Source organism: Pseudomonas rossensis (assembly GCF_039888995.1).
GTDB classification, from domain to species: Bacteria; Pseudomonadota; Gammaproteobacteria; order Pseudomonadales; family Pseudomonadaceae; genus Aquipseudomonas; species Aquipseudomonas rossensis.
The window spans coordinates 10,291-34,077 of the sequence record NZ_JBBWCB010000035.1 but is presented as its reverse complement, the minus strand read 5'-3'; the positions used below and the strand labels follow the sequence as shown (position 1 = coordinate 34,077).

The 23,787-nt window shown below is 58.1% G+C and carries 13 protein-coding genes; 4 read left to right on the top strand and 9 right to left on the bottom strand.

The annotated features are described in order from the left end of the window. Positions 1-53: 53 nt before the first annotated feature. From WLY71_RS12065 to WLY71_RS12045, 5 genes are all read right to left on the bottom strand, one after another. Positions 54-2,735 (bottom strand): Tc toxin subunit A, encoded by a 2,682-nt coding sequence (locus WLY71_RS12065; protein ID WP_347803718.1) that lies wholly within the window; start codon positions 2,733-2,735, stop codon positions 54-56. Positions 2,736-3,028: 293 nt separating this feature from the next. After that, complete coding sequence (locus WLY71_RS12060) at positions 3,029-5,770, bottom strand: hypothetical protein (protein ID WP_347803717.1); 2,742 nt, start codon at positions 5,768-5,770, stop codon at positions 3,029-3,031. Positions 5,771-6,468: 698 nt separating this feature from the next. Then, positions 6,469-6,828: a PilZ domain-containing protein gene (locus WLY71_RS12055; protein ID WP_347803728.1), complete on the bottom strand. Its 360-nt coding sequence runs from the start codon at positions 6,826-6,828 to the stop codon at positions 6,469-6,471. Between the two features lie 231 nt (positions 6,829-7,059). Then, complete coding sequence (locus WLY71_RS12050) at positions 7,060-7,446, bottom strand: tetratricopeptide repeat protein (protein WP_140676880.1); 387 nt, start codon at positions 7,444-7,446, stop codon at positions 7,060-7,062. A 219-nt stretch (positions 7,447-7,665) separates the two neighbouring features. Further along, entirely contained in the window at positions 7,666-7,956 is a 291-nt protein-coding gene (locus tag WLY71_RS12045) for a hypothetical protein (RefSeq protein ID WP_347803716.1), read from the bottom strand. A gap of 246 nt (positions 7,957-8,202) precedes the next feature. On the opposite strand from WLY71_RS12045, the gene pyk reads away from it, so the two are divergent. Continuing rightward, entirely contained in the window at positions 8,203-9,654 is a 1,452-nt protein-coding gene (gene pyk / locus WLY71_RS12040) for a pyruvate kinase (protein ID WP_347803715.1), read from the top strand. 197 nt (positions 9,655-9,851) lie between these two features. On the opposite strand, the gene WLY71_RS12035 is transcribed toward pyk, so the two are convergent. The 4 genes from WLY71_RS12035 to WLY71_RS12020 all read right to left on the bottom strand — a co-directional run bounded on the left by WLY71_RS12035 (position 9,852) and on the right by WLY71_RS12020 (position 14,190). Further along, positions 9,852-11,111, bottom strand: coding sequence for an NHL repeat-containing protein (locus WLY71_RS12035; protein WP_347803714.1), 1,260 nt, complete (start codon positions 11,109-11,111; stop codon positions 9,852-9,854). Positions 11,112-11,377: 266 nt separating this feature from the next. Then, the gene (locus tag WLY71_RS12030) at positions 11,378-12,127 is read right to left on the bottom strand and encodes an enoyl-CoA hydratase-related protein (RefSeq protein WP_347803713.1); all 750 of its coding nucleotides are present in this window, start codon (positions 12,125-12,127) and stop codon (positions 11,378-11,380) included. Between the two features lie 28 nt (positions 12,128-12,155). Continuing rightward, positions 12,156-13,091: an iron-sulfur-binding ferredoxin reductase gene (locus WLY71_RS12025; RefSeq protein ID WP_347803712.1), complete on the bottom strand. Its 936-nt coding sequence runs from the start codon at positions 13,089-13,091 to the stop codon at positions 12,156-12,158. Beyond that, entirely contained in the window at positions 13,084-14,190 is a 1,107-nt protein-coding gene (locus WLY71_RS12020; protein ID WP_347803711.1) for a GGDEF domain-containing protein, read from the bottom strand. Before WLY71_RS12020 ends, WLY71_RS12025 begins: the two co-directional genes overlap by 8 nt. 470 nt (positions 14,191-14,660) lie before the next feature. On the opposite strand from WLY71_RS12020, the gene WLY71_RS12015 reads away from it, so the two are divergent. The 3 genes from WLY71_RS12015 to WLY71_RS12005 all read left to right on the top strand — a co-directional run bounded on the left by WLY71_RS12015 (position 14,661) and on the right by WLY71_RS12005 (position 23,771). Further along, entirely contained in the window at positions 14,661-16,184 is a 1,524-nt protein-coding gene (locus WLY71_RS12015) for a fumarate hydratase (RefSeq protein WP_347803710.1), read from the top strand. Between the two features lie 235 nt (positions 16,185-16,419). After that, positions 16,420-20,943: a SpvB/TcaC N-terminal domain-containing protein gene (locus tag WLY71_RS12010; protein ID WP_347803709.1), complete on the top strand. Its 4,524-nt coding sequence runs from the start codon at positions 16,420-16,422 to the stop codon at positions 20,941-20,943. Beyond that, positions 20,940-23,771, top strand: a complete 2,832-nt coding sequence (locus tag WLY71_RS12005; RefSeq protein WP_347803708.1) for an RHS repeat domain-containing protein — start codon at positions 20,940-20,942, stop codon at positions 23,769-23,771. The genes WLY71_RS12010 and WLY71_RS12005 overlap by 4 nt, the downstream gene beginning before the upstream one ends. Positions 23,772-23,787 lie beyond the last annotated feature (16 nt).

The following is a 23,787-nucleotide window of genomic DNA, read 5'->3' as shown; positions in this document are numbered from 1 at the left end:
TCTTCAGAGAGATCATCAGGCAGTTGATTGACCTGACGCAGGTAGTCGAGTATCTAAGCTTCAGGCTGCCGGGCCAAGGTCATCATTCGGCCATAGAACGCCAGAAAATAGACGGTCTTGATCGACATCTCATAGGGGCTCTCCAGGCTGAACCATTGGTACTGATCGCCCGTCAGGAGCGTGGCGAGCATCTCGGGGCTCAGCGCCAGTCCGGTCGCCACTTTGCTGCGCCGCTCCAGCTCTGCCAGCATTTCAAGAAAGGGATCTGCCGGGTCCGGCTCTTCCAGTGAGCGGCGCTTGTCGCCCGGGCCCATCGTCATGGCCTGTTGCAACAACGGATACGCGTGGCCCTGAGCCCAGAACAGCACCCACGGCACCAGCTCCGAGCGCAGGCCGAGAAACACTGCAAATCCTTCTTGCACCACAGAGTGCTGCTCGGCCCGGCTGCGCAGCAGCACCGACAGGAGGAGTGCCTGAATACGCTCGCGCTCACGTGTGATAGGCCCGCCTGCATCCTCACCGGGCATCTCGTCTTCAAGCACTTCCATGATCTGGTCCTGCGCGTACTCCAGATACTGCTCCTCGGTTTCATCGTGCTCCCCCATCACCAGGCCGTGCTCATCCACCAAGGCGTCAAACAGCGGCAACCAGCTTCTGCTTTCGCCCGTTGTTTTGTCGACAAGTGCCGGTACCCCCTCTTCCAGCAACATGGCCTCGACCAACCGCACCGGTTTCACCTGGCTGTGCAGTTGCTGGAACAAGCGCTCCTGCCCCTCGGACCAGACCGCCGGCACCACCACCGGGTTCACGTTCTGCACCAGCCATAACACGCTGATATCGTAACTGCGACACCATCGCACGCAGTCCATCAGGGCGCGTATCACACTCAACACATCCGTGCTTTCACCGCCCATGTAGGTCGCCACTCGCGGGGCACCCGCCAGCTGCGCCACCCAGTCATCCCCTTTGCCCAGGGTTTGCAGCAACGCCGTCGCCTCGACCGGGGTGACCCCTAACAGCCGAGCCAGCCTGACCAACCGATAAAACCTGGAGAACACTTTCAGGTTGCGTATCAGATGGGTCTTGAGGTCAAAGGCCTTGGCAATCACGGTCGCCAGGTAACGGTAGGTCTCGAAGTTGATCTCCAACCCGCTGCAAATCTGCTGCACCGTGCGCTCATCGGCCTCGGTCCTCGGGATGATCGCGAACTCGACGTCATCGATCTTCAAGGGCTCGAGGTACAGCGACTGCCGGTTATACACACGGTCGAAGTGGGACAGCACCTCGTCCCGCCCGTACACCGACATCACATCGATGAACGCGGCGAATTCTTCGGCGCTGCATTCATAGTCCGTGCGCAACACTTGAAACAGCCCCAGGGCCCGCAGTGTGTTATCGGTGATCCACACCGAGGTGGTAAGGCCCTCACGCCGTTCGGCGTGGATTGCCGCCATCAGCAGTTGGTCGACCTCGTGACTGGGCAAACCCAGCCAGCGGTCCAGACGACACTTGCGGTTGATGCGGTCCATGCGGTGCTCAAGGAGCTTGCTGGAATCCTCGCCCACATTGTGTAGCTCGAAATTGTTCCCCAGCCCGCCCCGGACCAAGGTAATCGCAGGGCCTTGCTCCGCATGGATAAACGCCGCCCCGAAATACGCGCCGGAATCAGGTTTATCCGGATCCTCCAGCGCAGGGGCATTTTCAGAGAGTGTGGGGGCAAAGGCTGCCAATCCCAAAAGCGCCTCGACACCTGCCGGGGAAAGTTGTGTCGCCATGGAAAAAACCCATAACTGGCGCACATCAATACGGCCGATACGACCAAAATTCTTCAGGTAAAAATCCCCGGCAGACTTGTCAGGGGCTGGATCGATTAACCGAGTCCGGGGATCGACCCGTCGTAACGGCTTCGCGGCCTGAGTGTCGTTGAGCGGGAAGTACGGAGCCTCCAACAACAGCGCCTGCCGGATGGGCCCGAAATCGGTACTCTGGCGCAGTGCAATATCGGACTTGCTGCCGCGTGCCCCCGGGTTCTTGAAATACGGATAATCCGTGTCCGTACGAGCAATGAGTTCACCCAACGAGTCGTTGCCCAGCGCAGCCTTGATGACGTAGGTAATGCTTGCCCAATCCGGGTCAAAGGGCAGGCCATTGTGATAGCGGGTGCTGCGCAGCAAATCATCGATGCTGTCATTCGAATGTTTCGCGCTGATTTGAGCTTCGAGTACCCGATTGACGATCTCAAGCGCGGACAAGGTGCGGTTCACCGCCATAGGGTCGATCAGATGCTTGTCCACATCCGGCCGTCGTACCCCCAGCGGTAGCGTTCGATTTACATCGCCGAGGGGGACAAGCTTGTCGTGCACCCACTCGCGCAGCTCTACCATATAGGCAGTCGTCGAGGCGCTGGACTCAAGAGCATCGACCGGGCTGCAGGCGGAGAAATCAGGCTTGAACAACTCTGCGTAGGTCGGAACCTTGGTTATCACCCACCCTGCGCTCTGCGCATTCGGGCCGCCCGGCCTCAGCCTCTGTTCACGAAACGCCCTGGCGATGTACAGGGCCAGGGCATCGCCTCGGACTATCAGGGAGTGGGCTTCTTCCTGACTCAGGCCAAGCTTCTCTAACCCGGTAGGCCCTAGTTTTATCAGGTCGAACACGCTGGGGTTTTGCGCGATGTAGTCATCGAAAGGCCCGAACATGCCAATGCGCCGCTCCCCCAGCACCGCCTTGATCAATTGATGAATCGGCCGATTGTCAGATGTATTCATTGCGGTATTTCCCCCTCAGGCAAAAACCAATGCCGAACTTCACCCGTGAGTGGGTGGGTGCTCTAGACAACTCGATTTAGCGCTTGCTGATGAGGTGCGGTCTACTGTCATAACTGACAGTTGTGATGACCGCTGGTCGGGATGCATGGCCCTTGAAAGCCAGCGAAAGCAGAAAAAAATGGCCCTCACAAGAGGGCCATAGGGGGACAGCGAGGTATCAACCGAAATCAATCACCCTCGCGGGCGCTTCAAACCGGTGGCTATTCCTCCACCATAAAACGCCCACTCTCGGCCCACTCCGATGCCGTACCGTCCGGCAGGGTCTGGCGCACGACCACCCACGCCGCGCCGACGGGCAGACTCTGGTTGCCCGTCACTTTCCATACGCCCTTGTCATCAGCTGCCTTTGGCGGCGCCAGCAGGTTAGCGGTGTCAAACCATGAGGCGACGCTGATGGTGGCCCCAGGCGTTGCCAAACCACTGAACTCTGGTCTGACACCGACCCAATCGCCCTCTACAGGGGCGGTGATGGTCGGGGCTGTCGAGAGCAGCGTGAAGTTACGGCTTGGGGACATGTCCGATACATAATTACCGGGCGCGATCTGTTCCACGGTAACGGTAAAGGGCTTTCCGGGCTCTGCCCAACGAAGGGGAAACGACCATGTTCCCCGTGGGCTGACAGGGACAGGGCCATGCGTCTCGAACGGGAGTCCCCTGCGATAAAGCCTCACCGAATCCCCTGCATAACCGAACCCGGAAAACACAACCGTCTCAGACATCAGTTCGCCTTCTCTGGGCGTATCAATCACCGGCACGGCAGGCACCACTGTCACCGAACAGGTGAGACTGTCTTTGGAGGGAACGCCCTTGTACCGTTGGATTGCCTTGATCTCGAGCAAACCCACCACGGAGGTCACCTCCTCCTGCCATGAACCGTCGGTTTGCACTTGAATGTCCTTATAGGTCGACGGCTGCCCATTGAGTGTCAGGTCGATGACACCCCCCGGCCAACCACCCTCGCCGCTGACGGTAAAGGTCCGCGCGGGTCTCGTACCATTTACAGGCGCCTCAATGGAGGGGGACGGCACAACCACCTTGATCAGCAGTGCATCAGTCCCATTGGATGCATAGGTCGTATTGAAGATCTGCCTGGCATAAATACGCAAATCACCGAGGTTTTGTTCGTCGAGAGTCACCTTCCATGTGTTGTCCGTGCCCACTTGGTCTCGGCCTAACTGGAGATCCGTGTTCCACGAGTAAACATGAACCCAGCAGCCTGCAATCCCGGTGCCTTCTATGACCGGTTTCGGAGGGACTTCATTGTTGTTGGCGGTCGGAAAGTTAATCGTCGGGGGTGGGGTCTTGACCGGGAAGGATTGATTCTTCACCTCCGACGTCTGTCCACCAAACGTCGATAGCACCTGAACCTCGACCAGCCCCAGAGGTAATGTGTAGTTGAAGCTCCATTCGCCCGTACTTCCATTGGCGCTCACCGTCCTGATCGGCTCGCCATTTTTAAAGCGCACGACGACCTGGGCATTGGGCCAGGTCTTGCCATGAAACTGCACAGTCTGTTGCGTTTCAACTCCAGCGGCCGGGGAGAAAAGCTCCGGCAGATCGGGCTGGATAATCAGCTTCTCAGTCAGCACCGTAAACTCCGACCAGCGGTTATTTACTCCTTGCCGCGCCTTGACGGTGTAACTGCCTGGGGCAATTTTGCCGGTCGCCGTGGTGCGCCATGGCTCGCCCGACACGGCAATGAGATCCGGAATATTCGGGTTTGCGGCGTCGTTGAGCGTGATCTGGATAGCGACCCTGTTATCGCCCCAAACATTGCGCCTGCCACTGAACGTAGGGATCTGTCCGCTCAGCGTCGGAGCGTCGACGGTCGGTTTGGGCGTAATCACCGTCACCGACACCAACGTCCACCCCGTGCTCCTGATCTGACCACTGCCGCCGTCAGAAACGCTCTGCTGTGCGCCGAATTTATATAGAGCAAGGCTTGGCAAAAAACCCACGATGTCCTTTGACCATGTCCTGTTATCGGCAACGGGAACTCCCTCAAATGGGGGGGAGGTATTGCTGCTGTAATGGATGTGGACGAGCGCCCCCGGATACCCTGTGCCGGACAACCGGACGGTTGAGTTGTTGTTGTGGTGCGTAACAGTGATTGGCGATAACTGGGGTGGTCGGACTTTGAAGGTGCGGGGGGCGCCGCGTAGTGACTGTTTCCCGCTATGTTTTTGTAACGCAACCAGAGATTGGCTCCCCGGGTCCACAGTGACTTCAGCGGTCCAGTTCGCCCCCGTTAACACGCCGCTTTCACCGACCTTGCCGCTCAACGCGTCCTTGTATATTTCGACCTTGGCACCGGTTAGCCCATTGTTACCAGTAACGGTAAATATCTGCTCTTGCTCGCTACTGGCAGCGGGAGTACTGATGGCCGGCACACCTAACACTTTAAAAGTCACGGCATCCGAATAGCCGAGAGGGGCACCGCTCACTATATATTGAGCCTGCACACTCACGTCGCCACTTGGCAGCGTTACATTCAGCGGCGCTTCCCAATTGCCGGAGCCTGGAGCGGGAATGGCCGGGCTGAACTCATTCCAATGATTGGTCGCCCTGACCACAACAAGCCTGGCGTCTGGGTGGGTTTCGCCCCTGAAGACTATCTCGTGACTCGCCACGAGCTGATTCGCAGTGGGTGAGGTGATGACCGTCCTCCTGAGTACAAAGAAGTTGCGTGCAGCAGAGTAGATCGGGGTGTAACCGGCTTCCCACTGGCTAACCTTAATCGAGTTATTGCCTAGGGGCAGATCCTGATTGAGCGACAGCTCCCAACGCCCAAATGAAGAAACCAAACTGCGATTGCTTAGAACAACAGAATGATTGTCCGCCCTGACAAGTTGCACAAACGAGTATACCTGGCCACTTCCTGGAAACGTGGGCCTTCTTTCATACAAAATCGGCGGTATCTGATTAATAGCGACCGGGTCCATGACGCAAAAAGCCCCTGAATCGTACCAATAAGACCACCTATCAGAGTCCCTATTCAGGTACGTGTAATGGACATTATAAATTCCTGGCCGTGTAAACACGCTCTTAGTTTCAAAAGGGTTGGTGTAGATATTTATCTTATCGTTACCGACATGAGTACCGTTACGCTTGAAATGCAAGTCAACTTGAACGTCGCTTGAAGACTGTCCGGAAGGCCCCTTAATGGAGAAATCCAGACGCGAAACCCCAGCGCCAGGAAGAGGCCGGGTTAGAGGTCGGTATTGGAGATTAATGGTCTGATCTGGTTGATCTGGTTGATCTGGTTGATCCAACATGATCGATGTCTCCAGTGGTGGGAAAACCGCCATTTGTCTGGAGACATTTAAGCCAAACCGAGATAACCCTGCCTACCTGTCAGATATGACAGTCCCGACGAGCGGTCACCCTACACCCCGTCACTTTCCTGCGGCGCAAGGAAATGTAGCCGCGGACTGAGGCGTTGAGGCTGGTGGAGAGGTCGTTGGAGAACGAGCAGGCGATTGCTACGGCTTAGCTGTTAGTTATTGGTTGTCTGCACTGACGCCATCGCGAGCAAGCTCGCTCCCACAGGGATCTGCGGTGAACACACGTTTTGTGAACAACGCCAGACCCTGTGGGAGCGAGCTTGCTCGCGATGGCGATCGCCAAGATTGCGTAGATTTCAGGCAGAAGCAGGCAACGGCTGAAAACTGAAGTATTGCTTCAAGGCGCTGACCAGTTGCCCATACTCCGGCGGTGCCCGTTGCAGGCTGAACCCGGCGTCATAGTGGTGAGGGGTCGTGTCTTCATGGCACCACAGGCAACACGCCTGAAGATCAATGACCTGCATGCAGCCATCGCTGGCGGGGATTTTCAGGCGCAAATCGAAATCGGCGCCGATCATCATCGGCAACTGACTGATCAGCATCAGCCCGTCTTCGGACACGTTGCCCAGAAAGCCGATGGGTTTGTCGGTGACGCTGTTGAACACTTTTAGAAAATACGGCAGTTGATGCCGCTCGATCCGGCGGTCAGTGAACATGCGCAAATGGCCCAGCAAGGCTCTTAAGCAGAGCCGCACTAATGCTTCGGAACGGGCCTGCTTCTTTTTATACAGAGGCATGGGCGCGCTCTCCCCGATCCCGGTGCGACAGTCCATAAAGCCGCTGCCGCTTACTCCTGCCGATCACAGGTGTTGCGTCGATGAGAGGCAAGGCTCTAAACCGACTATTCGACTATAGCTCACCACCACCGGTGAGCCAGCCTTTGACAATCAGAACTGCGTCGGGCGCACGACCGCAGCAGCACTGCGCAGCGGATAGTGGCCCAGCGACTGCAAGGTTTCCAGGCGGGCGCGGGCGCGGTAGGCGTATTCACTTTGCGGGTACGAGGCGATGATGAACTGGTAGGTTTGAGCCGCATCGACAAACAGCTTCTGCCGCTCCAGACACAGCCCGCGCAGCATCGACACTTCCGGCCACACGTAAGGGCGCGCGCGGCTGGCGCGTTCGACTTTGGACAGCTCGAGCGTTACTTGCTCGCAATTGCCACGGTCATAGGCGCTGTAGGCGTTATTCAAATGATGGTTCATCGACCAACGGGTGCAGCCCGTGACGCTGAGGGCACTGATGGCAAGGGCGGCAATGAGCACGAATCGCATGGGGGTTCTCCTGTCTTGAGCTCTGTATCGACCCGTTGGCGGAAATCTTCAATGATCGGGTGATGGAGTTGAACGTGTAGTAGCAGCAAAAGACATGGGGTATCGAACCAACCGCTTCGGAGTATCAACTGAAGGTGCGGCACTCAGTCTGGACCGAACGAAAAAACCCACTGAACCGCCAAGGCTCAGTGGGCTTGCAAATGAACGAAGACGTTCCGGTCATTTGACCGTAAATGCTCGAACCGGCGACGGAATCGAATAGTCGCTGTTAACGCGCTGGGATGCAGTAATTCTATTCGTACCCTCGGGCAGATCTTTATCAGGGGTACCTGACCATTTACCATCCGATACGATGGTTCGCAAAACCTCAACGTTGCTTCCTTCCGCTGTAACGACAACTTCGGCCCCTGACTTGCCGGTTCCCATGAGCCTGTAGCTGCGTTCCACTCTTGCGCCCTCTTTCGGTTCAGTGATTACCGGCGCAAGCAGTACCTGAGTATCCGTGGTCATGTTGTCATCTCCTTGACTCGTCACCCTTTGACGAGGCTCCAGCGCATTCAACCCCGCCCCCAAGCGCCTGCCTACCTGTTAGAAATAACAGTGCCGACAAACGGTAGGTTTATTGAAATCGGCGGGGCTGAAAACTTTCAGGAATGTTCGTTTCAATAAACAAACGAATAAGTAGTGCAAACGAACAATGACTACAACATCGGACCATAGTAGCCTCACTCAGCGCTTGAACTCAGGAGTCTATGCATGTCCGTCCGTCGCACCAAAATCGTCGCTACCCTTGGCCCGGCCAGTAACTCGCCGGAAGTTCTCGAACAGCTGATTCTGGCTGGCCTGGACGTCGCCCGCCTGAACTTCTCCCACGGCACCCCCGACGAGCACAAGGCTCGCGCGAAGCTGGTGCGTGACCTCGCGGCCAAGCACGGCCGCTTCGTCGCCCTGCTGGGTGACCTGCAAGGCCCGAAAATCCGTATCGCCAAATTCGCCAACAAGAAGATCGAGCTGAAGATCGGTGATCAATTCACCTTCTCCACCAGCCATCCTCTGACCGAAGGCACCCAGACCGTCGTCGGCATCGACTACCCGGATCTGGTCAAGGACTGCGGCGTGGGCGACGAGCTGCTGCTCGACGACGGCCGCGTGGTGATGCGCGTTGATACCGCCAATGCCACCGAACTGAATTGCACCGTGCTGATCGGCGGCCCGCTGTCCGACCATAAAGGCATCAACCGTCGCGGTGGCGGCCTGACCGCACCGGCCCTGACTGAAAAAGACAAGGCCGACATCAAGCTCGCTGCCGAGATGCAGGTCGACTACCTCGCCGTGTCCTTCCCGCGTGACGCCGCCGACATGGCATACGCCCGTCAACTGCGCGACGAAGCCGGCGGTACTGCCTGGCTGGTGGCGAAGATCGAACGCGCCGAAGCCGTGGCCGATGACGAAACCCTCGACGCGCTGATCAATGCCTCCGACGCCGTCATGGTGGCTCGTGGTGACCTGGGTGTGGAAATCGGCGATGCCGAGCTGGTGGGCATTCAGAAGAAAATCATTCTGCACGCACGCCGCCACAACAAGGCTGTGATCGTGGCGACCCAGATGATGGAGTCGATGATCCAGAACCCGATGCCGACCCGCGCCGAAGTGTCCGATGTGGCCAACGCCGTGCTCGACTACACCGACGCCGTGATGCTCTCGGCTGAAAGTGCTGCCGGTCTGTACCCGCTGGAAGCGGTGCAAGCCATGGCGCGCATCTGCATCGGCGCTGAAAAGCACCCGACCAGCAAGACCTCCAGCCACCGCATCGGCAAGGTCTTCGAAAGCTGCGACCAGAGCATCGCCCTGGCGGCCATGTACACCGCCAACCACTTCCCGGGCGTGAAAGCGATCATCGCCCTGACCGAAAGTGGCTACACGCCGTTGATCATGTCGCGCATCCGTTCTTCGGTGCCGATCTACGCGTTCTCCCCGCACCGCGAAACCCAGGCCCGCGCGGCCATGTTCCGTGGCGTCTACACCGTACCGTTCGACCCGGCGTCCCTGCCGCCTGAGCAAGTCAGCCAGGCTGCGATCGACGAGTTGCTCAAACGCGGCGTAGTCGAGAAAGGCGACTGGGTCATCCTGACCAAGGGCGACAGCTACCACACCATCGGCGGCACCAACGGGATGAAAATCCTGCACGTTGGCGACCCGATGGTCTGAGTGACCTGTTGCTGAAAAACAAAAGCCCCGTCATGTGAATGATGGGGCTTTTTTTCGTCTTACTCCGGGTCTCCGGACACAACGTTATTGAAGTCATCGCACTGAATACGTAGCAGCAATGACGCTGGCAAGCAAAGTGGCGCAGCCTGGGCTGCGCAACTTTTCATTCAAAAGGCGACTTCATCGCCCATCGAACACTAGGGCAGATAACGCAGAATCACCGGACGGCTATTCTTATCCCTAGCAGCGATCAGAATCCTCCCGTCGCGTTGCGATGTCATGGCGACGTTTTGGTTGTCTGCGCTGAACCTTGTACGAAGCCAACCGTTGCCGTTGAACACTGGATCCAGCGTGCCATTGAAATCATAGCGGGCCAGCACCGCGTCGTAGAAATTGACGTCCTGGTTTTCTATGGCGCCAGAGACCAGGATCTTGCCGTCGGCTTGCAATACTGCATTGCCCCACTCGGTCTGTTTGTTATCTAGCCGGGTATACAGCGGACGGCCGCTGTTGAACTGAATGTTGGGGCTGCCATCGGGTTCAAGGCTGACCATCAACCCTTCGAAGGGTTCGGTAAGAGTGGTGCCGATAGCAAGAATTCGCTGATTGGGCTGTAGCGCCATGTCGATAAAGCGCATTAGCTTGCCTGAGTCTGACTTGACACTGACGAAACCTTTATCGCCAAAGGACTGATCCAGACGGCCGTCAGGGGTGTAGCGAGCGACGAAGGCAAGCTCCGCTGATTTGTAATTGCCGCACGCCAAGTATTTACCATCCGCTTGAACCAATACATTACGGATGTAAACCATGGAATCCGAGCCATCGGGGAGGCTGACGACAATGTAGCCGACACCATTGAAGCTCGAATCAAGCGCACCGTTGCTCTGGAGTCTGTAAATCCGGCCCTGAAAGGGACGAACATAAGTTTGATAGCTGCATAGCAGGATTTTCCCGTCCGGCAACAGTTGTGCAGGGGCAGATGTCCCACCGGCATTGGTTTTCGCATCCTGATCCTGCTGGTCGAGAGCAGCATCATCGGCGCTGTCGATAATGGTTTGTCCGCCCGTACCAAAGCCCACATCCAGGGTGCCATTGTGGTTATAACGAGCCAACGTGCTCAACCGACCAAAACAGGCTGAGCCCAGCAACAGGATTTTCCCGTCTTCCTGCAGCAAGATGGAACTGACTTTCGAATCGGCATGCCCCGCAAACGTGTCGGTGACCAAGCCACCATTACCGAACGTCAGGTCTGGCGCACCATCGGCACCAAGGCGTCCGAGCATGTACCCATCAAAACCGTCGGTGCTGTAAACGCCGGCGAAATAGATTTTTCCATCCGTGGCCGTCTTCAAGGCGCTAACACTAAGTAGCTCGGCGCCGGGAAAGTCCGGGAAAAATTTGCCGGAATCACCAAAGGTAGGGTCCAGACTGCCGGCGAGGTGAGGTTGTGCTGACATGTTCTTGCTCCTTCAAACCATGAGTGAAGACCGAAGCAACAGGCTCGGTCTGCGTCCTTGTGACTTGAACAGTTAAACCCCTCGATGGCTGCAAAATCTACTGTCAGAACTGACAGTAGAAGTGACCGCTGGTCTGTTTCATCCCCCCCGAAAACGCAAAAACCCACCATGAATGGCCAATGCCGGTCAGCTAAGGCGCGGATCCTGTGGGAGCGGACTTGCTCCGGGCGGCGTTCCGACGATGAGGCCCGCCCGGTCAACGCGAATTAATGGCGTTTGATGAACCCGGTCAACGCCGCAATCGCTTCCGGCGAGCGCAACCGTTGGGTGAACTGTGCGCTCTCTTCTTCTATTGCCTTGCGCAGTTGTTCCCGGTCCGGGGCTTTCATCAATTGCTTGCTGATGCGCACCGCTTCCGGTGGCAGCGACTCGAAACGCAACGCCATCTCCCGCGCCTTGGCCAACGCCGCTTCGCCACTGCCCAAGGCTTCGGTTGCAATGCCCCACTGCGCGGCTTGTTCACCACTGAAACCTTCGCCCAGCAGCAACAACTCGGCGGCTTTGGCCTGCCCGAGCAACCGCGGCAGAAGCAGGCTGGAGCCGAACTCCGGGCATAACCCAAGATTAACGAACGGCATGCGAAGGCGGGCATCGCGGCTGACATACACCAGATCGCAATGCAGCAGCATCGTCGTGCCAATGCCCACCGCCGCGCCGGCCACGGCAGCGATCACCGGTTTGCGGCATTCGAGCAGGGTGAGCATGAACTGAAACACCGGGCTGTCGAGGTTGCTCGGTGGTTGCTGGATGAAGTCGGCGATGTCGTTGCCAGCGGTGAAGCACTCGGTAGAACCGGTGATCAGCACGGCGTTGATTTCGGGGTCGCTATCCGCCTGTTTCAGCGCTTCGGCCAAGTGACTGTACATGGCGCGGGTCAGGGCGTTTTTCTTGTCGGGGCGGTTGAGGCGCAGGGTCAGCAGGCCGCGCTCACGTTCAAACTGGATGGCATCGCTCATGGTGGTCTCGGTGTCTGAAAATCAGCGCTCAACCACGGAGAACAAAGACATCCGCCAGCAGTTGATTGCGCGGCAATCCCGCCAGGTACAAGCGCCGGGCAAAGGCGTCGACGCTATCGGGGGCCCCGCAGAGTAAGGCCAGGGTTTGCCGGGAGACAAGCCGCAGTTGCGCCAAAGCCTCTGGCAACTCGGCCGCTGTCCACAGCTCAATGCTCAGGTTCGGGCGGCTGGCTGCCATGGCTTGCAGCGGTTTGGCCAGGTAATGTTCCTCGGCATCATGGGCCAGGTGAATGACACGAATGGCACCTTGGTGATCTTGCCGTAGCGCCTCACGCAAGATACCGAACAACGGCCCCAACCCCGTGCCGGCAGCCATCAGCCAAAGCGGTCGGGTGTTCCAGTCCGGGTCATAATGCAATGCCCCGCCGCGCAACTCGCCGAGGCGGATCGAATCGCCGATTTTCAGCTGACGGGCCGCGTCGCTGAATTCCCCCGGCTGGCGACAATCGAGGTGGAACTCCAGAAATCGGTCTTCTTCCGGCAGGCTGGCCAATGAATACGGCCGCGCCACATTGCCCGCCCACAACACCAGATGCTGCCCGGCGCTGTAGCGCAAAGAGCTTTGAGGGGTCAGGCGCAAACGCAACACATTGGCGCTCAACCAATCGACAGCCGCCACCTCGGCCGGGCGGCCGTCCTGCTGAGGATCGAAGGTGTGCACCTGCAAGTCCTCGACCACCTGACACTGACACGCCAGGCGCCAGCCTTGCTGACGTTGGTCTGCGCTCAGGGCGTCGGGGCGGCTGTCACTCGGCAGCCCTTGGACACATTGCACCAGACAGGCGTGGCAACTGCCGGCGCGACAGCTGTAGGGCACAGACACGCCGTTCTGATTCAACGCATCGAGCAGGTTGCTGCCCGCCGCCACCGACCATTGGCGTTCGCCGACCCGTAACTCAGGCATCGACGTTCTCCCACGCGGCCGCGCAACGATTGCGGCCGTCACGCTTGGCGCGATAGAGCGCCTGATCGGCGCGCTGCAAGGCTTCATCGAGATCGTCGCCCAGTTCGAGCAACGTCATGCCCGCCGACAAGCTGAGATGGGCGACGTTGAGTCCGATCAGTTCTACATCCGTGAACGCAATGCGCAGCCGCTCGCAACAGGAGGTCAAGCGCTCGGCGTTGCAATCGGGCAACAGCACGACGAATTCTTCGCCACCGTAACGGGCCAGCACATCGCCCTCGCGCAAGCAGGCGGTGGCCACACCAGCAAAGGCTTGCAGCACCTGATCGCCGGCGGCATGACCGTGCACATCGTTGATCCGCTTGAAATGGTCGAGGTCGATCAGCGCCAGGCCATGCATGACGCCAGCGTCCATGGCCTTCAGCTCACGGGAGGCCAGGCGCAGGAAATGTCGGCGATTGAACAGCCCGGTGAGTTCGTCGGTGGCCACCAGGTCTTCGAGCTGGCGCATCATCCCGCGCAGAGTGTCCTGATGCGCCTGCAAGGCAAATCGGCGCTGACGCATGCGTTGACGGGAGGCCTGGACGTAACGGGCATAAAGCTCCAGCCAGACCAACACGATCAGCAGCACGCACACCTGCAACGCGGCCAGCGCCGGGTCGGGTAACTGGAAGTGGTAGCCCTCCCACAGCGTGATCGCGCTGAAACTGAAAAACACCAACAGCGCGCACCGCAAAAAGGCCAAGCGCGAAAGATGGAACAACCCGAACAGCAGAATCAGCACGTAGAACACCAGGAACGCGCCGCGTGCCTCGTCCAGATTGGCGATCAGCCAGGTTTGCCAACCCAGCCCCAGCAACACTTGCGCTTCGGTCAGGCTGGGGTCGGAAAAACGCAGGTTGCAGCCGCTGTAAAACACCGCAAACAACGCCGCCTGACTGATGACCACCAGCGCACTGCCGATGGCCACGTTGGGCAGGGATTCATCGTAATGACCGGTGAAAAACGCCAGCCACAACAGCAGCAAGGCCAGGGCGTAGGTGCCGGCTGCGAGGGCAAAGCGTTTGAGCAACAAGCGCTGGATGGCGTTATGGGTCAATCGTTGACTCACCGTGCGAAGGGAGGCTGCTTGAGTGTCCTACTCTACAGACCGAATGCCACTTTAGTAGCGTGCCTGATAAATGACCATTCAATTTTAAGAGCGGAAAACTGGCGTCAGAACGCTGACTGATTTCCATTGTAGGAGCTGTGTAGAGCTATGTAGGAGCTGTCGAGTGAAACGAGGCTGCGATCTTTTGATCTTGCCTTTAAAAAGCAAAGTCAAAAGATCGCAGCCTCGTTTCACTCGACAGCTCCTACAGGGATCGGATTCACACGACCGACTTGCGTATGCGACCAACGATTGACTACCGGCGGGTGTGCCCGGAACCGAGGCGCGTTATACTGCCGCGCCTTTTTAGCGTCGCGCCAGCAGCCCCGGCGTGCCTTGAAAGGTGCTTGCAACCGACCGATGCACCCAAGCTGCAAGCACCTTATTGAATGTTCCCGTCTTTTAGAGGAGCGCGACTCATGACCGTGATCAAGCAAGACGACCTGATTCAGAGCGTTGCCGACGCCCTGCAGTTCATTTCCTATTACCACCCCGTTGACTTCATCCAGGCGATGCACGAAGCCTACCTGCGCGAAGAATCGCCAGCGGCCCGTGACTCCATGGCGCAAATCCTGATCAACTCGCGGATGTGCGCCACCGGCCACCGCCCGATCTGCCAGGACACCGGCATCGTTACCGTCTTCGTTCGCGTGGGCATGGACGTGCGTTGGGATGGCGCCACCATGGGCCTGGACGACATGATCAACGAAGGCGTGCGCCGGGCTTACAACCTGCCGGAAAACGTCCTGCGTGCCTCGATCCTTGCCGACCCGGCGGGCGCTCGTAAAAACACCAAGGACAACACCCCGGCCGTTATCCACTACTCCATCGTTCCGGGTAACATCGTGGAAGTGGACGTGGCGGCCAAGGGCGGCGGTTCCGAGAACAAGTCGAAAATGGCCATGCTCAACCCGTCCGACTCGATCGTCGACTGGGTGCTGAAAACCGTTCCAGAAATGGGCGCTGGCTGGTGCCCACCGGGCATGCTCGGCATCGGCATCGGCGGTACCGCCGAGAAAGCCGCCGTCATGGCCAAGGAAGTGTTGATGGAGTCCATCGACATTCACGAGCTGAAAGCACGCGGCCCGCAGAATCGTATCGAAGAGATGCGTCTGGAGCTGTTCGAGAAGGTCAACCAACTGGGCATCGGCGCCCAGGGCCTGGGTGGCCTGACCACCGTACTCGACGTGAAGATCATGGATTACCCGACCCACGCCGCTTCGTTGCCGGTGTGCATGATCCCGAACTGCGCCGCCACCCGTCACGCGCACTTCGTGCTCGACGGTTCCGGCCCGGCATCCCTTGAAGCGCCACCGCTGGACGCCTACCCGGAAATCGTCTGGGAAGCCGGCCCATCGGCCCGTCGCGTCAACCTCGACACCCTGACCCCGGAAGACGTGCAGAGCTGGAAGCCGGGCGAAACCGTCCTGCTCAACGGCAAGATGCTCACCGGTCGCGACGCTGCGCACAAGCGCATGGTCGAGATGCTGAACAAGGGTGAAACCCTGCCGGTGGACCTCAAGGGTCGCTTCATCTACTACGTCGGCCCGGTTGATCCGGTGCGCGAAGAAGTGGTGGGCCCTGCCGGTCCGACCACGGCCACGCGGATGGACAAGTTCACCCGTCAGATCCTCGAGCAAACCGGCCTGTTGGGCATGATCGGCAAATCCGAGCGCGGCCCGACCGCGATCGAAGCGATCAAGGACCACAAAGCTGTCTACCTGATGGCGGTCGGCGGCGCGGCTTATCTGGTGGCGCAAGCCATCAAGAAATCCCGCGTGGTGGCTTTCGCCGAACTGGGCATGGAAGCGATCTACGAGTTCGACGTCAAAGACATGCCAGTGACTGTTGCGGTCGACAGCAAGGGCGAGTCAGTACACATCACCGGTCCTGCCATCTGGCAGAAAAAGATCAGTGAAAGCCTGGCGGTGGAAGTGCAATAAGCGCTTCAGCCTGCCAATACGGCCGGGTCGTCTTTTAGATGGCCCGGCCGTTTTTTTGGGTGTCACTTTTACTATTCGCTATATAACGCAGTGTTTCCCACGGTATTCGGTCTAAAAAAACCGGCCTCACCTGTCAGATCTGACAGGTCACACCTTCCCCTGATTTTGTTAGCGTCGCTCTATCACGCGACACCGTTGCTACGGGAGAGCGCAAAGCCGACACAGGATCAGCCCCATGGAAGAGCAAGCCTCCCTGAGCATCACTGAACCCTCCATCGCCAAGAGTGCTTCCATTGCCACGATTGGCAAAAGCTGGGGATCGGTCGGCGTGACGGGCAGTGCCTCGTTCGAGTTGCCGCTGCCCCTTTCAGCAGGGCGCGGTTTCGATCCCGCCATGGCGCTGGCCTATGACAGCCAGGGCGGTAACGGTCCGTTCGGCATCGGCTGGCGTTTGGGCACCAGGGCCATCACTCGCCGGACCAGCAAGGGCGTGCCTGATTACCTCGACGTCGACATCATGGTCGGCCCCGGCGGTGAGGAGTTGATGCCCGAGTTGGATGACAAGGGCAAGCCCAAGTCCAGAATCGAGACTCAATACCGCAAGCTCCCCATTGGCGAGCACCGCGTTGTGCGCTACTGGCCACGGGTCGAGAGTTCGTTCGATCTGATTGAACTCTGGCGCTCCGACACCACTCCCGAGGGTTTCTGGCTGGTGCATGGGGCCGATGGCAGTCTTCACCTGTTCGGTAAATCCGATACCTCGCGTCGGGCTGATCCGCAGGGCCCGCAACGCGTTGCTGCCTGGTTGTTGCAGGAAAGCATGAACACCCACGGTGAACACATTTGCTTCGAATACAAAGCAGAGGACTCGTCTGAGGACCCGGGTCTGCCACACGACTACCGGGCTCAGCGTTACTTGCATCGCGTGCTGTATGGCAACTTCGCAGCGAGTCAGCACTTGTATGGCTGGAACATACTGACATTAGCGCCTTCATGGCACTTCCATCTGGTATTCGACTACGGCGAGCGCACTAAAGCCCTGACGGAAAAACCGGTCTATGACGGCGACACACTTAATCCGTGGCTGACACGCTCAGACCCCTTTTCCTCCTATGGTCAAGGCTTTGAAGTGGGCACTCGCCGCCTCTGCCAACAAGTATTGATGTTTCATCAGTTTCCCGATTTAGGGGCCAATCCGGTGCTGGTTCGACGCCTGGTACTCGATTACCCGCGCAGCACAGCGCTCTGGTCCTATAGTCAAATCGTAGCGGCTCACTATCAAGCGTACGACGCCAGCGGCGCCGTGGAAAACATGCCGCCGGTGGAGTTCGACTATTCAGGCTTCGAACTCAATAAGCAGTCGAGCCCGTTCTTCCCCTTCGAAAACATGCCCGGCATCGAGGACGGCGCGAGCCACCAATGCGTTGATTTGTTCGGTGAAGGCGTGCCGGGGTTTCTCTGTCGTTACGACCAGAGCTGGTATTACCGCGAACCCTTGCGCGCGCCGACGGGGGCGGATGACATCCACTATGGCCCATGGACAGAACTGACCCGCATTCCCGTGGCCGATCGCAATCAACCGACCTATCAGGCGCTGACCGATCTGACCGGCGACGGCCGGCTCGACTGGATCCTCGCCTCGCCCGGCATGAGCGGTTTCCATACCCTCAACCCCGATCGCAGCTGGTCAGGGTTCATTCCCTTTACGGCGTTCCCGGTGGAGTTCTTCCACACGCTTTCACAGTCTGGCGACTTGATGGGCGACGGGCTCAGCTCGATGGCGCTGATCGGTCCGCGAACCGTGCGCCTGTACGCCAACAGGCGTGAGGAAGGTTTCGCGCAGGGCCAGGAGGTCGAGCACAAACCGGACACCGATCGCCTGCCGCTGTTCAGCAACTCCCGCACCGAACTGGTGATGCTGAGCAACTTGCTGGGCAGCGACATGACCGAGCTGTGCCGCATCCGGCACGACGAAATCAAATGCTGGCCGAACATCGGTCACGGTCGGTTCGGCGAGGGTTTTGTCATGAGTGCCCTGCCCTTCGATTACGCGACATTCGACGCGGCGCGAGTGCGGATTGCCGACCTCGACGGCTCTGGCGCACCGGCACTGATTTATCTGAAGTCCGACTGTTTCCAGATCTATTTCAATCGCGGCGGCAATGGTCTGGAGCAGATCCCTGTCACGGTCCCTTGGCCCGACGGCATTCGCTACGACAACCTGTGCCAGGTCACCCTCGCCGACCTGCAAGGCCTGGGTTGCGCGAGCCTGATCCTGACCGTGCCGCATATGAAGCCACGGCACTGGCGCTACGATTTCGTCAGCGCCAAGCCTTACATGCTCATCGCCAGTAACAACAACATGGGTTGCAGTACGCAGGTGGTGTATCGCAGTTCGGCACAGGAATGGCTGGATGAAAAGCAACGGATACTCACGTTCAAACGCTTGCCGATTTGCTACCTGCCGTTCCCGGTACCGGTGGTCAAGCAACAAAGCCAACTCGATGAAATCACCGGCAACTGCCTGAACCAGTTTTTCCAGTATTTGCAGGGCTATTACGATGGCCTGAACCGCGAGTTTCGCGGCTTCGGATTGCTGCGTCAGACCGACAGTGAAACCGGTGCAATTGAAGATGACATTGGTTTTACCGCCCCGGCGCTGGTCTGCACCTGGTTTCACACCGGACGGCAAATCGATCTGCCACGCGATGGCTATTTCAACCGTGACTCCGAAGCGTGTGATTTGAAACCCACGCTGTTCTGCCAGTATCACCGCAACGACGCTTTCGATGACCCGATCCCGCCGCCCGATGAAGCCACCGCCCACGAAATCGCCCGCGCCCTCGCAGGTTCAGTGCTGCGTGTGGAGACCTACGCCGCCGACGATGACCTGGGCATGGCGGTGCCTTTCGCGGTGGAGGAAAACCGTTACAAGGTCCGCGAGCTGCGCAAAAAGGGCGACCATGACGCTTACCCGATCATGCTGCCCTTGCCGCTGGAAAAGATCAGCTACCAGTACGAACGCTTCATTGATGACCCGCTGTGCCGACATGAAATCACGTTGGGCCATGACGAGTTCGGTCTGCCTGTGCATGGTATTACGGTCAGCTATGCACGGCGCAGAACCTCCATTGATAAACCGCCCTTTGACGATGTCGATGAACAGAAATGGTGGCTTGATGCCCATGATCCGGCGCAACAGTCTTATTACCTGAGCGAAACCCGCACCGAGTTCATTCACTTGACGGAGGACCTGCAAGGCTGGCGACTAGGTCTGCCCTATCTGCAACGTGGCAACGCAATGGTCTTGCCCAAGGGGACGGCACCCGCGGGACTTACCCCAGCAGATATCTCGTATGAACGCTTTATCGAGCTGTACGCCACGCCGGAATGGGCCGCACAGAGGCTACTGACCACGCAGTCGGTCTATCGCTACCTCAAGACTGACGATCGAACAGTGCTTACCGATGGCCACGCCGATTTCGAGGCACTGCGGGCACCGTTGGAACTCGCACAACTAGACAAGACAGCACTGCAAGCCTACGACACGGTGCCGTCGCTCGTTATTCGGAACGAACTGGAAAAAATCGGCTATTCGTTCATGCCCCTGGTGCTGGGGGTAGACGAGGAGGCAGACAAGGAAGAGGACAAGGAAAGAAATCTTTGGTCATCCCGGTATGGTTTTGCCAAGTACGGCAAGTTCGATAGTTTTTACAAAGTGATGGAGTACAACGAAACGCCCAGTTACGGCACCACGACAGCCTGCTACGACGCCTACTGTCTGCTGCCGAAAAGCATCACGCAGCCGGACAAGTGCGAAGCCCGTTTCGAATATGACTATCACGCGCTGCAACTCATGCGCAGCATCGATGCCAATAACAATGTCGAGGAAGCCCTTTACGAGCCGTCCGGACAACCCCTTGCCATCAGTTTTTATGGAACTGAAGACGGCGATGAAATGGGTTTTCGCCCCCTAGACGAACACGAACGTCCTATGGACCATCGTCCGGACCCTGCCATCGAAGATCCGAAAGGCGCCCTGCAAAAAGCGGCCAGCGTATTGCGCAAGGACCTGTTCAGCTGGATGGGTGAACTCCCTTATTCCGTCAGGCAGACACCTGACTGGCTGACCACCTGGGTCGCACAAGGCTACGTGTTGCCAAGTCTGCACATTCGCGCCAGCGCCCGCCGTCGCCTGTCCCGGCTCAAATCCCTGACCGCGCCTGAACAAGCGCTGCTCGACCTGATCCATACGGTTCCCCGCGAACCGGTGCACAGCGTCGTCCTCACCGCCGACCGCTATTGGGATGATGAGCTGCAGCAAATCCAGATCGTCAAAGTCTTTGTGGATGGTTTTGGCCGGCCACTGCAGACCAAACAGTTGGTCGAGCAAGGCCCGGCTTTTGTCGTGGCCGAAGACCGCTCACTGATTCTTGACCAAGGCCAGCCGCGCGTGGAGCCGGCCAACCCACGCTGGCGCGTCAGCGAACGTGTGGAGTACAACAACAAAGGCTTGCCCGTTCGAGTGTTTCGCCCCTACTTCGCCAACGTGCACCACTACATCAACGACCATTCCTTTCGTAAGTTCGGCCATCACGATCAACAGTTCTACGACGTGCTCGGTCGCCTGACCAAAGTCATCAACGCCAAAGGGGATGTCGCGCGCGAAGTCATCCATCCCTGGTACACCACCAGCCTGGACTTTAATGACACCTATGTTGCACCGTTTGAAGGTGAGCTGAAGGCAGGCAAGCCATGACAACCACCGTTCATTGGCGCACCCCTAATGTGACGGCCATTGATAGCCGGGGCTTACCGATTCGCCAGATCGCGTACTTGCGCAAGGTTACTGCCGGCCCCGTGGAAAACCTGATAACCCGCCAGCACTACGACGCTGCCGGGCGACTGCTCGAACAATGGGACCCGCGATTGTTCGGTATCGTCCCCAACCTGACCACGGTCTACCGCCTGTCCGGCGAGCCGCTGAAGGTCTCCTCTGTAGATGCCGGCTGGCGCTTGAGCCTGGCCGGACTGGCCGGGGAAGAGCTTCAGCGTTGGGATCAACGTGGCAGTCATTGGTGCACCACCTACGACCTTCTGTTGCGCCCGCTCGCCATCGAGGAAAGCGGCGAGCCCAACGTCGAAACCTTTACCTATGCCGATTCCTCCGCCAATCCTGCTTTCAACCGGCGCGGCCAATTGACCGCGCAGGTCGACCGCTCCGGCACCCTGAGTCTCGACAGCTACAGCCTGCTGGGACAGCCACTGCGCGAAACCCGAACCCTGGTCGAGAGCAAGCCCTACCGCAGCAGCCGAAGTTATGGCCCGCTCGGTACGCTGTTGAGCCAGACCGATGCCGGTGATCACCAGCAACAGTTGTGCTACGACATTACCGGGCAGCTCCAGCAGGTTCATCTGCGGATTAAAGATGGCTTGAGTTGGGAATCGGTTCTGAAAGACGCGCAGTACAACGCCGCCGGCCAGATCATCGAACAATGCGCTGGCAACGACGTGCTGAGCACCTGGACCTACGACCCGGTCGATGGGCGCCTGTCCACGCAACGCGCACAAAAAAACGCCGAGCCGGCGCTGCAAAACCTCGAGTACTTCTACGACCGCGTTGGCAACATCACCCGCATCGAAGACCACGCGTTCAAACCGACTTACTTCGCCAACCAGCTCATCGATGGCCACCGCGACTTCACCTATGACTCGCTGTACCGGCTGATCAGCGCCACAGGTTACGACGATGCGCTGCCATCGGACATTCCAGGGCGCCCCTCACCCGGCGACCCGAACAATCGGCTCAACTACACGCAACACTATAAGTACGACGCCGGTAACAACCTGATCAAGTTGTGCCATGAGCGTGAGGGGGCCTGTCACACCCGCGAGATGTTCATCGACCCTGGCAGTAATCGCGGTGTGCGCTGGACACCCGGTGACGAACCCGACTTCAACAAGCTGTTTGATCGCCACGGCAACCTTCAGGACTTGCAGCCGGGCAAAGCCTTGCAGTGGAACAGCCTGGACCAACTGGAATCGGTGACGCTGGTCAAACGCACCAACGGCTCCGATGACCAGGAGTTCTACCGCTACAGCCAGGGCGTGCGCGTGTACAAACGGCACGAAACCCACACGCCATTGCTGACCCACTTTCAGGAGGTGATCTACCTGCCGGGGCTGGAAATCCGCACCCGCGACAATGGCGAAGAACTGCACGTGATCACCCTGCCCGGCGGGCACGGCAGCGTGCGTTGCCTGCACTGGAAGATCGGCAAACCCGGCAAAGTCGCCGCTGATCAATTGCGCTACAGCCTCGACGATCATTTGGGTTCCTGCGCAATTGAACTCGATCAAGATGCGCAGGTGATCAGCCAGGAAGGTTATTACCCGTTCGGCGCCACGGCCTGGTACGCACGCAGTAACGAGGTAGACGTCGATTACAAAACCATCCGCTATTCGGGCAAGGAAATGGATGACAGCGGGCTGTATTACTACGGCGCGCGCTATTACGCACCGTGGTTGCAGCGTTGGGTCAGTGCTGATCCGGCGGGTGATGTGGATGGGCTGAATCTGTATGGGTTTGTGGGGAACAATCCAATCTGTTATGTCGACATCAATGGCGAAGTCAAATGGCCGAGTATGGCTGACTTCAACGCGGGGGTAGACAGGATGATCGCGTCGGAAAACGCCAGCTACGCCAAAAACGGCCAAGCGTCAGCGACACGCCGTTTAAGACAGCAAACTAACAAGCAAATAACTCGTCATATAGAAATACTCGGGATTACCAAACGCCGGACGCGAGATGCCGGCCAGCAGCTCAGCACGATGGGCTCAGGTTCAGACATCGCGCTTGCGGCGACGCGCAGAGCGATGGTGCTGGTGGCAGGTAAAGCCATCAGTTATGGCGTGGGGATTGCCGTCGGCATCGGGGCCCAGTCCTTGGGCATAGTGGCCCCTGGTGTCGGTAACCTGGTGGGTGCAGGGTTAGGGTTCGGCGCCAAAATTGCTGTCAGCGGCCTCGTGGACTACGTTGCCGAAAGAACAGGCTTGAGCGCGTCAGTAAACTTGAAAACCACAAGACTGAGCCCGGAAAAAATAATACAGAAAGCTGAATATAAGCACATGGATCCGGGTGAATATTTAAAAGCAAAATATCAGAACATGAACTTCCGCTCTCAGAAGTCGGGGTTGAAACTTACAAAAGAAGCCACTGCTCTTGCCTCCAGTCAAATATTGAAGAAAACGCTGACAGGACTTCCTTCGGAAGCAGTGAGCGCAATCAGCAGTGGCGTAGGCGTCATACTGGGGTTACCGGAAATATTTAATGAAACAATTGGGGCCAGCAAGGAGAAATCAAGCGAAAAAATGGATGAGTTCGAAAATGGTATTCTCGGGCTCGCAGACGCTATTGAGTCCAGCATGGATAGCATTCACGAGTATGCCGACGCACTTTCCGTCACCAGTATCAATGGGATCGATATTCAAAGTCTGGATAAGGAATCGGGTGAAATCACCGGCATGCTGTACAGTTTCGTGAATACTATTCGAACTCACAGAAACAGCGGTAAAGCCGCTGCATAAACGGATGAGCTTTACA